General features: G+C 48.8%; 8 protein-coding genes. 6 read left to right on the top strand and 2 right to left on the bottom strand.

Annotation, left to right across the window (positions count from 1 at the left end; all coding sequences use genetic code 11):
- On the top strand, positions 1–2,901 hold a 2,901-nt coding region (locus L0156_24620; GenBank protein ID MCI0606183.1), incomplete at its 5' end, for a hypothetical protein.
- Positions 2,898–3,650: a hypothetical protein gene (locus tag L0156_24615; GenBank protein MCI0606182.1), complete on the top strand. Its 753-nt coding sequence runs from the start codon at positions 2,898–2,900 to the stop codon at positions 3,648–3,650. The genes L0156_24620 and L0156_24615, both read left to right, overlap by 4 nt.
- On the opposite strand, the gene L0156_24610 is transcribed toward L0156_24615, so the two are convergent.
- Both L0156_24610 and L0156_24605 read right to left on the bottom strand, forming a co-directional pair.
- A complete protein-coding gene (locus tag L0156_24610) occupies positions 3,647–4,543 on the bottom strand; it encodes a WD40 repeat domain-containing protein (protein MCI0606181.1) in 897 nt (298 codons plus the stop codon). The two genes, L0156_24615 and L0156_24610, sit on opposite strands and share 4 nt — an antisense overlap.
- 52 nt (positions 4,544–4,595) lie before the next feature.
- Entirely contained in the window at positions 4,596–5,012 is a 417-nt protein-coding gene (locus L0156_24605; GenBank protein ID MCI0606180.1) for a hypothetical protein, read from the bottom strand.
- Between the two features lie 189 nt (positions 5,013–5,201).
- Between L0156_24605 and L0156_24600 the strand changes: the two genes are divergently transcribed.
- From L0156_24600 to L0156_24585, 4 genes are all read left to right on the top strand, one after another.
- Entirely contained in the window at positions 5,202–9,704 is a 4,503-nt protein-coding gene (locus L0156_24600; protein ID MCI0606179.1) for a DUF4062 domain-containing protein, read from the top strand.
- Between the two features lie 24 nt (positions 9,705–9,728).
- A complete protein-coding gene (locus tag L0156_24595) occupies positions 9,729–11,396 on the top strand; it encodes a PQQ-binding-like beta-propeller repeat protein (protein ID MCI0606178.1) in 1,668 nt (555 codons plus the stop codon).
- A 27-nt stretch (positions 11,397–11,423) separates the two neighbouring features.
- Positions 11,424–12,071, top strand: coding sequence for a nucleotidyltransferase family protein (locus L0156_24590; protein MCI0606177.1), 648 nt, complete (start codon positions 11,424–11,426; stop codon positions 12,069–12,071).
- A 52-nt stretch (positions 12,072–12,123) separates the two neighbouring features.
- Positions 12,124–12,565, top strand: a 442-nt coding sequence (locus tag L0156_24585; protein ID MCI0606176.1) for a DUF4062 domain-containing protein, incomplete at its 3' end; no start/stop codon positions are given.

Raw genomic sequence — 12,565 nt, 5'->3', positions numbered from 1 at the left:
CTCAACCAGCTTGAAACAGGGCTGAGGGATGTTTATTGGATTCCTCGCCGTTTACCTGAAAACGTAAAATTCATTGTCAGTTTCAGACAGGATGATCCGGACGGTCAAGCATTTTTTGAGCAACTCAAAGAGCACGCCCATATCTCCTTCATGAAAGCCTTTGTGGACCCCGAAGACCGTAGACAATTGTTGAAGAAGTATCTCTGGCAATACCTGAAAGAGCTAGATGACAAGCATCTGGAGGCAATTGTTCAGCTTCCAGCTGCGCAGAACCCGCTTTACTTGAAGGTTCTGTTGTCGGAACTTCGAGTATTCGGAGCTTTCGCAGGACTGTCGGAAAAGATTCAAAAAGATTTCGGAGAATCGCCGGAAACTGCTTTTCAGGGTGTACTCAAGCGGCTTGAGACAGATCCGGCCTATTCGCCGATCAGCACAAAAGAATCTGTACCTTTGCTTTTCGGTTTGCTGTCTCATGCCAGACGCGGCTTGACCGCAACAGAGCTTGGAGAATTGCTTCTGAGCAATCTGGGGATGCAAAAAAACAAGAACACCCGGGAAATGGCTGCTGATACTATCCATATGCTTCTTCGTCAGGTTCGACCTTTCGTTTCGGTTCGCGATGGCCGATATGATTATTTCTACGAAAGTTTCAAGCTTGCTGCGATTCAAAGATACAGTAAAGAAGATCCAGGGGATGCCGAAAAGAGATCCACGCAGGAATGGCATACCTTGCTGTCGGATTATTTCTATCATCTGCCAACATGGGACGAAGAGAGACGGCCCTGTATTCGAAAAGTTTCCGAACTTCCTTATCACTCAACCCTTGCCCTGGATTGGATTCGAGTTAAAGAAACCCTTTCGGACCTTGATTTTGTTGAAGCGAAATGTACGGCAGGACTCGTGTATGAGCTTCTTCCGGATTATCAACGCGCCATCGATCAATCAAAGAACGCGGGTGTAATCCTGGGACCGGTTTCAGAATATTTTCAGTTTGTTCGAAATCGAGCGCACCTGCTTTCCCTCCATCCTCAGCTCACCTTTCAAGAAGCATCGAATTTTGTAGAAGGTAGCGTGGCATCTCTAGATGCGATGGAGCGTTTCAAGAATGGAAAAGAAACGAGATCCTTTTTTCGTCGCTTGAATAGAGAGTCGGGTGAATTGATGGAATCTCCGATCCGCAGATTCTTACGTCACGATTCCAGTGTTTATGGCTGTTCTGTGTCATTTGACGGCAAGACTATCGCATCAGCAGGCTGGGATGGATTACGAGTTTGGGATTGCGCAACAGGGCAGCAGCTCGATCCGGATCCTGTGCTTTCCGCACATTTGGGATACGTAGCCTTCACGCCAGAAGGCCTCTGGATCAGCCATTGGGACGGCATGAACCGGTTCGGCGAGCTCGAACTGTTGCAAGAGAAGACATTTCTTCCTTTGAAACGTTTCAAGATACCGGATGAAAGCCCGGGAGATGTGGTTGTCACTCGCGATGGGAAGCTTCTCGCTTACAGCATGCAGGACGAGGTTGTCATTCTTGATATTCCGGCCGATCGAAAGAGAGTCCGGCTGAAAGAAGTTGCCGGGCAAAATGTTTCTTTGTCTTTTTCTGCGGATGGGCGTTTTCTTGCCGCTGTCACGCGCGAAGGCAATATCTGTGGCTGGGACACTTCTACATGGCAGGTCGTGTGGAGAACCAAGGACAATGACCTGAACGGAATGCCAGCAGATTTGCGTTCCTGCTCGCTATCACCCGATGGATCGATGATTTCTTTGGTTCGAAGGGACGGAGTTATCTGTATGCAGGTGGGTACATGGCGGCCCCTGGCGATTCTTCGCGGTCATAGTCGCGCAATCGAACAGTGCATTCACGCAAATCATCATGAAATTCTGACCTGTTCACGCGATGGCCTCATTTTGGTTTGGCAGATTTCAAACGCCAGCTCAAAACTTAACCTACCTCCTGAGTTTCTTGATTGGACAACGAAAGAGTCAGCATACACATCTGTCAAGTGGCATTCCCGTGCCATTCCTTGTTGCGCCTTTTCTCCCGATGGATTGAAAGCTGCCATCGTTCATGCGGGCAAGCATATTGGAATTTATGACGCTCAGGATTTGCGGCTCTCCGTTGAGCTGGAGCAGCTCAGCGCGCATCGATCATCACAGGGACATGTCCCTTCTGTCTGTACATTCTCTCCCGACGGTTCTTCTTTGTTATGCGGTGAGAAAACAGGAAAAATCGTACTCTATGACGTTAGAAATTCGAACGAGCCGGTTTCATTTCCACAATTTCTTTCTTACGAAGTCACTTCCTGTTCTTTTTCAAAAGACGGCACGCGCTTTTTGTGCTCTTCGGAAGATAGAACCATGCAGCTCTGGGACATCGCAACCAGAAAATTGGTATCAGCTAGAGAAGCTCACTCAGGAATTATCCGGCAATGTTGTTTTTCCCCTGATGGCAGTTCTATCGTTTCTGTCTCCGATGATCACACAATAAAAATCTGGGGGAGCACAACGCTAAAGCCGATCGGCGTTTGGCGCGATGATCCTGTCCCGATGCGATGCTGTTCTTTTTCTGCAAACGGATCAATATTCGCAACCGGATCCGCCGAAGGTACACTTTCCCTTTGGAATTTCAAAACCGGTAAGTTGATCAAGAAGCTGCGGCCTTGCCAAATCGCCATCAATTACTGCTGGTGGATGCCGGGTGATCAATTCGTCATTGCTGCATTTCAAGATGGAAGTCTCCGTATTGTAGAGATCCAAACAGAAAAAATAGTTTCGATGTTCCATGCCGAAAGCGAGCTGATGTCGGCGGCATGTACTACTGACGGACGCAGATTCCTTTTGAGCACAAAAAACAATTCATTTTCATTTTTAAGATTGGAGAACTGGCAGATTCCATGATATCCGTTAAGGAATCGATCAAATTAATTCGAACAAGAGGCGTTGACTTAGCAGTTGTCTACTTATGGGATCGAGGATTGAGGTTTAGCGAGGCGATTTCACCGGAAGGGGCAGAGAAAATTGTGGAAGAGGATGTAATGCGTTTCTATGCTGAACAGGATCCAGTAGGAATGGCATCTTGTTTGATGCAGTGCGTGAACTTTCCTATTAGTTTTGATTTGTTGCCATTCTGCAACCTCCTTTCGGATTGGGGCCTTGACTTGTACTACAAGGAACATAATCCGGAAGCTTCCTTACAGTGGATGCAATTGAGTTGCGGGCTGCTTCCAACGCGCACGGAATCGATTCGAGGAGTCTTGAGTGTGTGTCTGACCGGAGAAATCATCCGTCCGGAGATTGCGTTGCCCTATATGGTAATACTTTCTCATTTAGATCCGTCTAAAGATGAAGTTCATTATGTTCTGAAGCTTTTGCTGGAGAAGAAACGGCGGCTTGTGCCTCCGAAGAACGAAACGTACCTCGGCATACCCGGGAATTCAGAATTGCAAAATTCAGAGAAATGGGACAAGAAGTGCTGGAAGCTGTATTACTCGAAAGAGATAGTGCAGCTCGATTGCCGCCTCGCTGAGCAAGAGTATGACGTGGATCCTGTACCGGAGAACCACGCAAGGCTTCTTCAATTACGCCAAAGGGCGTCAGAATTGGAAAAAGAGTTTCGGGACCACGAATGGAGCTTTTGGTCGATTTAACCCGGAACAGGAAAGTTGAAGATGTTTGGTTTAGGGGAATTATCTGCTGCCCAAACTCGTTTCCCATCAGGACTGAACTGGCATGCGATGATGGGAGTCTTTTGTTGATGATGCGCTACTTCTTTTCCAGTCGATGTCTCCCAAATTTTGATACTCCCGTTCCAATCTCCCGATACCAGGTATTTCCCATCGGCAGAAAAACAAATCGATCGGATGCTTCGTCCGTTCGCGGCTATTTTGATCACGTCATTTCCGGTTTCCGTTTCCCAAATCCTTATTTCTGAAGAATTGTTACCGGCTGCAACGAATTTTTCATCGGGAGAAAAACTGACCGCATTGACCACTGATCCTGCCTTGTTTGAACGGATCATTTTGCCGGATGAAACTTCCCACAGTCTTAGCGTTGCATCAGTACCACCCGAAACGATCCACCTGCTGCCGGGAGAAAAGGCGATGGCGGTTACCGCATTGGAATGTCCCTTCAATTGTTTCAGCTCATTGCCACTTTGCACATCCCAGAGCTTGATCACGCAATCCATATTCATGCAGTCGCTGCCTCCCGATACAACGAACCTTCCGTCTCTGGTGATATCAACCGCAGTGGCGTAATAATGTTCTTTGAGGATTCGGGATACAGAACCCTTTTGAACGTCCCATACTTTTACTGCGTAATCATTACCTCCAGAAATTACCGATCTGCCTGAGGCAGAGAAAGTGACGGAGTAGACGGGATAAGGTTTGGAATATTCAAAAAGCTCATTGTCCCATGATGCAATTTCTTTTCCGCTTGCCGTTTCCCACAACTTGATCGTGCGGTCTATACTTCCGGAGACCAAATGTTCGCAGTTCGGAGAAAAAGCTGCCGACGTAACTTCGTCAGAATGAGCTCCCATCGAAATCGCCTCCTTGGGATATGTTTCATTATATACGCATACCCGCAATCGCTCAGGGTTCTTTGAAAGCGAGCTCAAACGTGTAACGAGGACGCTTTCGGAACAGCAGGATGTTTTCTTGCTGGAAACCATGAACAACATCCAAGAAGTAATCCCCTATCAGGGCTTCTGCGAATACCAATGGGTCAACAAATGCACAAAGTGCATTCTCGGGTCGTTCGTTTTGAAACCACATTTCGCGGAATCCTTCATCGATTGTTTCAGCAAAGTTGAATCGCAAACGCAAAGTCCGTTTCCAATTCTTGTTTCCCCCGAAAGCTCGTTGAATCCATTTACATACCACCTCTTCTTCCTCTTCCGGTAGCTTGCCGATGCACGCTAAAACATAACGCACGAGCACCAGAAAGACAGGTTTTTTGGAATACGGCCAATTTTCTATCTGCTCTTCTTTCTTCCTAAAACACCACATCTTCTCGTTTCATCCTGAGATGAATAGAGCAATCTCCATACCATTACTATTCCCCAGGGCGTTCGGTAGATATACGTGCCTTGACCTCTTTCCAGTACAATAGGTTTCATCGGTTGAGTTGCTCACGGCATCGAAATTGCTCAGGGGATAGCTGTATTTGGAACTCAACACCATGAGGGATTGGTATGGATGAAATTGGCCCCGCTGCCACTGGCAATTCCTTGCTGGTTGATGCAGACAAATTTTATTGTTTCCGCTCAAATCTACCGGCCAAACGATTTTCCATGGGGAGTCGTTCTATCAAATCCTGGTGGAAATTCTGGTAATCAAGCGATGGCCGAAAGCTGGCAAAAGATCTTCGTATTCATCAGCAGCACGTTCAATGACATGCATGCTGAGCGGGATTATCTCATCAAGCGTGTCTTTCCAGATCTGAGGGATTGGTGTGAAGCGCGCAGGCTGCGTTTGATCGACATCGATTTAAGGTGGGGAGTTACCGAGGCGGACGCTTCCAGCCGTCGCGCGTTAAAAGTCTGTCTGGAGAGGATCAATCAATGCCGGCCTTTTTTTGTTTGCTTTCTCGGTCAGCGGCACGGATGGGCTCCAGGTGAGAAAGGCATCTCTCAGGATACTTTCGATGAATTTCCCGATCTGCGCAATGAAATTCATCCCGCCGCTTCGATTACAGAGCTGGAAATCCGCCATGCCATCCTTCGACCCTTCGCTTCACGCGCAGCAGAGTCATCCCAGCCGGTTCGTCCTGAGCCGGCAGCAAACGCTTTCTTTTATCTTCGTCAGCCGGATTATTTGCCGAAGATTGCCGGTCCGCGCCAACTGTTGACCATTTATACAGATGAAATCGGACCGGATGAAGAAACGCCTGATGAGCGGGCGTTTCGTGAGCTTTGCCGTACGGGGTTAATCCGTCTCCGGGAAAATGAAATTCCACAAAAAGCTCCGTATCCACCGGTTTCGTATGCGGCCCAATGGAACTACCAGCTCACGACTCCCGAGATCGCTCTTCCTTTGATTTGCCCTTACAGTGAAGAGGAAAACGTTCATAGATGGCGTAAGACGTGGAGCCGCTTTGCAAGGATTGAGATTCCGGAAAATGCCGTAGAGATTCCTGCCGATCAGCGGAGCGCGGCGGAAGTATATAACGCCGGATTGACACGTGGTCGTCTCTCCCAGTTCCGTTCTGTTCAGCCAGTCAGGAGAAAATTTGATGCCGGCACGGAGCTGGCAGAAATTGTCCGGCATGATCTGCAGCTTGCCATCTTATCGAGATACCCGAACCGGGAGCAACTCCCGCAAGTCAGCGACCTTCAGCGCGAAATCGATCAGCATGAAGAGTTTATTTCTAATAGTTTAGAAGGGTTTGTGGAACGCGCCGACGACTTTGTCGAGCTCGATAATTATCTAACGGACGACTCCAAAGAACCACTAATCCTTACCGGCGCCAGCGGCATGGGGAAATCCACTTTAATCGCAAAATGGGTAGACCGATGCAGGCAGAAGATGGAAGGAGTAAAAGATTTTTCAATCCATGCACGATTCATTGGTCAAAGTGACCATTCCTCCAGCTACTCTTCACTTTTACGATTTCTGCTCCTTGAAATTGCGGATACCACTGCGAAATTGCCCGAAGAGGTTCCTTTGGATCCAAAAGAGCTTCGGCAACGCCGCCACGATCTTTTTCGCGCCATCGGAACTCGCGGCAAGACGGTGCTTGTAATGGACGCGCTCGATCAACTGGAAACAGGACTCTCCGATTTTACGTGGCTTTCTTCCGACTTGCCGCAAAATATCAAGCTTGTGCTCAGTATCCGCGAAGACATACCGGAAGGGCAGGAATTGTTGAGGCGGCTGGAAGGCCTGTGCCGGTTCGTTCGAGTGAAGACTTTTGATTACCCGGATCGGGAGCTGCTTGTAAAATCCTATTTGGAACAGTATTTGAAGAACCTCGATCCCAATCAAATGAATGCATTGGTTGATTCTCCCGGCGCACACAATCCTCTTTTTCTGAAGATCGTTTTGAGTGAACTCAGAGTTTTCGGCGCTTTTGCAAATCTGAAAGAAAAGATTGCACAGGATTTCGGAAACGATCCGATTTCAGCGTTTGACTGTGTTTTGCAACGGCTGGAAACAGATCCGGCTTATTCGGCCCTTTCTCCGATGAAGGCTGTTCCGCTTCTGTTCGCACTCCTGGCGCACAGCCGTCACGGTTTATCGATTGAGGAACTGGTATCCATGTTCCTCCGATCGCTTGCGCTACCCGATAACGAAGATTGTAGACAGGAAGTTGCTGATACGTTGCATCTGCTTTTTCGTCAGGTACGGCCGTTTCTTGCGCGAAGAGAAGGGCGTTACGATTACTTCTATCAAAGCTTCCGTTCTGCTGCGCTGAAACGATACACCGATCCTGCAGGTGAGCATCCCTCGAAACGGTTCGCAACCGAATGGCATAGAATCATGGCCGACTATTTTCAAACTCTTCCTGTCTGGGAAAAAGCGCCTGAAGGTACAAACCAAGGAATCGCCTGCGCTCGAAAAGTCTCTGAGCTGGTTTACCATCTATGGAATGCAGGCGCAGCAGAGGAGCTGGAAACACTTCTGAGTGATCTCGATTTTATGGAGGCGAAAGCCTCGGCAAGTTTGATCTACGATCTGATTGAGGATTATTACTCTGCCGCCAAACTCCTTTCGATTCGGGTCCGATCGCTGGGGCCGTTTCTGCAGAGTAACGGCAGCATCTTATCGCGCTATCCACAGCTTCTGTTTCAGCAAGCCGCAAATTCGCCGGAAGGATCCACGGCTTCGGAGATCGCGTTACAAAGAATCAAAGCAGGACAAGAGAGGCGTTCCTGGTTTCGACTGATCAACCGGAAGCAGCAAACTTCCTCATCGGTCGTGACGTTCACAGGGCACACTGCGAGCGTTTATGCATGCAGTCTCTCAATCGATGGATCTACGCTGGCCACGGCAGGCTGGGACGGTCTCCGAATCTGGAATGCAGAAACCGCAGAGCAATTGGTTTCCGATCCGATTGTCTCCGGCAAAATCGGCTTCTGCCAGTTTACTGAAGAGGGTCTGTGGATCAGCTACTGGAGTGAACGTGATCGCTACGCAAAACTTCAATTGCTGGAACAAAAAACATGGCGGATCCTCAGTCATTTGGATCTCAAAGACCTTCCTCACCAAACCATAGCCATTTCCCGCAAAGGAAAGCTTCTTGCGGCTGCTGTAGGCAATGAAATTTTCCTATGCAGGAATGATTTAGGAAATCTTTCGTTTCTCATGAATCTGGCTGGGCCTTCATTCGATTCGGCTGGTCGTACTCGAGGTCTGAAAGATTATTTTCACGAATTAGAGCGAGCCCATGTGCCGCATCACAAAGCAGCTTTTTCCGCGTTGGCGTTTTCAGGAAACGGCAGTCTTTTGATTGGCTGCCAGGCCACAGGCAATGTGCATGTTTGGGAAACAGGCACCGGGCAAAAAATTCTGGAGCTTCCGCCCGCGGCTCTTGATTTGCGCTTTTGCGCCTTATCGGAAGACGGTTCCGTTTACGCAGTTGGGCGTCCCGATGCGGTGTTTTATCATGAATTAAAAACCGGCAAGCTGCTTTCCATCATCACTGGACACAGCGCTCCGCTGGAAGGATGCTGCTTTACGGCGGACGGATCACGTACTCTTACCTGCTCCAGGGACCAAACGGTGAGAGCATGGGACCTTCCGCGGCGTGAGGAAACTGTGGAATTAGCGATGCCGGAAAAATATCGTGAATTCACCCGCTGGAAAGGTGGCTTTACTGCCACCAGTGTCGGCGCCGCCCATGCAGCCTGCTGCTGTTTCAGCAACAATGGAGCCTATGTTGCCATCGTGCGCCCGGGGCAGGGAATCGGAATTTACAGCTCGCGCGATCTCGAGCTGGTACGCGATGTCGCAAGATTCGAACCGACCGATCTCGGCTACCATGAAGAAAGCTACCCGACCGCTGTTACTTTTTCTGCCGATGACCGGATGCTGCTTGCCGGAGAAAGTTTTGGAGCCCTGGCGCTCTACGATTGGGCGAACGGTTCTGGCGATAAGTTTCCCGATCATCATTCTTACGCTGTAACGGATTGTGCCTACTCACCGGACGGTCAGTTGGTATTATCGATATCAGAAGACCGTAGCTTTAAACTCTGGAACGTTCGAAAAAATAAATTGGTGCTAAGTAGCCTCGCTCATGAAGGCATTATTTACGCGTGCGCCTTTTCGCCGGATGGAAATTCGTTTTTTACGGCTTCTGCGGATTGCACCGTCAAACAGTGGAATTTGATAGGCAAAGAGATCGGGAAATTCCAACATCCTGTGCCGATCCACGCTGCTGCCTTATCCAATGATGGATCTCTTTGTGCTGCCGGCGGATCTGATGGCAGCTTCTTCGTTTGGGATTTGAAGAAGAAAACAATTGTTGAGAGACAACGAACCTATTGCGAACCTGTTCGATCCATCGGGTGGAAAGATAGACAGCACCTGGTAGTTATTTATGAAGATGGAACCGTCCACGTAGTAAGTATGGAAGATGGTACGCTCCAAGCATTCTTTGTGTGTGATATGCGAGTCACGGCATGTGCTTTGTCTGCGGACCGTTCTCAGGTTCTGTTAGGCACGAAAAATCGTGAATTTTTGCTGAGGATAGAAATTTGAAATCGAATCAATATGGAGGAATCCATGGAAAGACCGTCGTATGAAGAAAGTATTCGGGTGATCCGGGAGCGGGGTGTGGATGTGGCCCGAGGATTCTTGAGGGAACGGGGTATGACTTTCCGTGAACCGCGCGACGAAAGGGAAATCGAAAAGATACGGGACGACATAGAGCGACTCAAAGCGGAAGAGGATAATGTCGGCGCCGCTTCCTGCTTGATGCAATGCCACAAAATCATGGAGCAGCATCCGGTAGGATCAGAGGCTCCTTTGCTGTGCCGGGAAGTTTACGGCATAGTCAATCAGCAATATTCAGACGATCAGTATTCGGAATCCGCACTTCGGCATTTCCAGCTGGCGGCTGCTTTAAATCCTCGAGATAACTATGCGCTGGGAAATGTGCTGGATGTTTGCTTTTATGGTGAGGAGCGGCGAATGGATGTTGCCTTGCACTATATGGTAGTTCGTGCACACATCGGTGGAGGCGATGAAGTGGATTATGTGCTTAAGCAGATTCAGGAATCAGAGTTGCGGATTTCTGAGCCGGCAACACCGGAGATACAGAAAGAAGGGCCTGCTGCCGAGCCGATCTACACAATGGCTGGTGGAAACATGCAGAGAACCGGCAGTGTTGCAACCAATCTCGTTCCGCCGTTGGAACTAGTTTGGACGTTTAAGGCAGGTTGGGTCGCCGGGAGTCCTGTGATCGCAGGTTCGATCCTGGTTATCGGAGATAAACAGGGGATGATTCACGGACTGGATTGGAAAAACGGTCAAAAAAAGTGGGAACGAAAGCTAAACGCGGAAGTTTACGGCACGCCTGCCATACTGGGGAGTCGGGTTTTTTTAGGTGATTCAACACATGCGTTGTGTCTGGACCTACATACAGGGGAGGAAATTTGGAGCACGATGGCTAGAGAAAAAAAAGGATTGGAAGCCAGTTTCTCCATGATGGGTTGCATCCTCTGTTTCAAGGATCGCGTGCTTTTTGCGGATTCAGAAATCGCATTGTATGATGCCGACACAGGTCGCCTGGTTCACAGCGAGAGGACCGCTAGCGATCCAGATACACATCTGGGTGCCTGCAGCGACGGTTCCTACGTGTATTTTCCAAGCGGCCGTTCCATCGTGCGATTGGATCCGACTGTTGGAAAAGTCCAAAGCGTCTTTGGAGCTGCCGAAGGTTTTTTCACAGGAAAAATCATCGCAGGGCCAATGATTGCAGAAAACCTTATAGTATACGGAACAAATATTTCTACGATTGAAGCACGTTCTCTTTCCAATCTGAAACCCTTGTGGTCCTTTCAAGCCGAAGGAAGTCGTGAATTTGTACAGTGCAGGCCTGCGTACGCCAACGGCCGATTGTTTTTCGGAAGCGCTGAAGGTGATTTTTACGCAGTAGATAAAAATACAGGAAAAATGATCTGGAAACAGAAGCTCGCTGGACCGGTCGAAAGCTCACCGCTCGTTTGTGGAAACGTTGTCTACATTCCGGCGAACGGTTTTTTTGCGCTGGATGTGGCGGACGGCAAAATCCTGTGGAAAGAAGAGTTTAAGATGCAAATCTCTTGCTCTCCTGCCGTTGCCGATGACCTTGTCTTCTTTGGATTCAACCAGCTTTACGCGTACAGAGGAAAAATAATCTCTGCCGCAACACCTTCTTCGCCAGGTAAACCCTGGTGGAAGATATGGTGACCTGCTGATTTCAATAATTATTGAAATATGGGCAAGCCAGACGTCAAAGAGTATGAGATTCAACTGAAGGAGGATTCCTCTCTCAGCCTTCGCGAAACGAGCGAGTATTTCGAGCGGAGGGGAACACTGCAGAAAACCTTAGTAGATCTGGCATCACGCCTGGAAGATGCCGGAGTCGATTATGCAGTGGTGGGCGCTCTTGCGATGCGGGAACATGGCTTTGTTCGAGCTACCGTTGATATTGATCTGTTAATGCGTCCGGAAGGTCTGGAGAGATTTCAAAAAGAATTTGTCGGACACGGTTTTCGTCCTGCATTTTCCGGAGCAAACACATCTTTTCGCTCAACAGATACTGGTGTACGAATCGATATTCTTACTACTGGAGATTTTCCCGGAGATGGCAAACCAAAACGTGTCTCGTTTCCCGAACCTGCAAGCGCTTCGATTCTGCGAGATGGGATCCGTTACCTGAAACTTGAAATACTGGTTGAGCTGAAACTCGCCTCAGGCATTTCCGCGCCACATCGGCTACGCGACCTTGCCGATGTTCAGGATCTGATCAGAGAAGCAAATCTTCCGCTCGAATTGACCGCAAGTCTGGATGAAAGTGTCCGCGATACCTACCGTGATCTCTGGCAAAAAGCTCAGACCATCGATCCTCTTCAGGGAAAGTAGAACCACTTGAGTTTCCGATGTACTACTCGAATCAAGCGAAAGGGGAAGTAAATTGTCAGGAGAAGATTCCGCTTTAAGCTCAAGCGAACGCGTCGTTCGCGTTTTCATTTCATCAACGTTTCGCGATATGCAGGGCGATCGCGAAGAATTGATGAAACAGATCTTTCCTGGGCTGCGCCGAATGTGTGAAAGCCGCGGGGTAGTTTGGGGTGAGCTTGATCTTCGTTGGGGTGTTACGGAAGAACAGAAAGCAGAAGGAAAAGTATTGCCGATTTGTTTGGCGCAAATTCGTCGCAGCCGCCCTTATTTCATCGCGCTTTTAGGAGAGCGTTACGGTTGGGTGCCGGAACAAATTCCGGTTGAATTGCTTCACGCCGAGCCGTGGCTCGCAAAGTACAAAGACAGATCGGTAACTGAACTAGAAATCATTCATGGAGTTTTGGCAGATCCAGCAATGGCCAAACACTCATTCTTTTACTTTCGCTCTCCTTTAT

It is taken from the genome of bacterium (genome assembly GCA_022616075.1).
Taxonomy (GTDB): domain Bacteria; phylum Acidobacteriota; class HRBIN11; order JAKEFK01; family JAKEFK01; genus JAKEFK01.
Note: the sequence above shows the minus strand (reverse complement) of the source record. Positions and strands in the feature narration are given on the sequence as shown.

Excerpts from the sequence above, each read along its gene's own strand:
- L0156_24615 (MCI0606182.1), top strand. The coding sequence starts at position 2,898 with ATGATATCCGTTAAGGAATCGATCAAATTAATTCGAACAAGAGGCGTT.
- L0156_24600 (MCI0606179.1), top strand. The coding sequence starts at position 5,202 with ATGAAATTGGCCCCGCTGCCACTGGCAATTCCTTGCTGGTTGATGCAG.
- L0156_24595 (MCI0606178.1), top strand. The coding sequence starts at position 9,729 with ATGGAAAGACCGTCGTATGAAGAAAGTATTCGGGTGATCCGGGAGCGG.
- L0156_24610 (MCI0606181.1), bottom strand. The coding sequence starts at position 4,543 with ATGGGAGCTCATTCTGACGAAGTTACGTCGGCAGCTTTTTCTCCGAAC.
- L0156_24590 (MCI0606177.1), top strand. The coding sequence starts at position 11,424 with ATGGGCAAGCCAGACGTCAAAGAGTATGAGATTCAACTGAAGGAGGAT.
- L0156_24605 (MCI0606180.1), bottom strand. The coding sequence starts at position 5,012 with ATGTGGTGTTTTAGGAAGAAAGAAGAGCAGATAGAAAATTGGCCGTAT.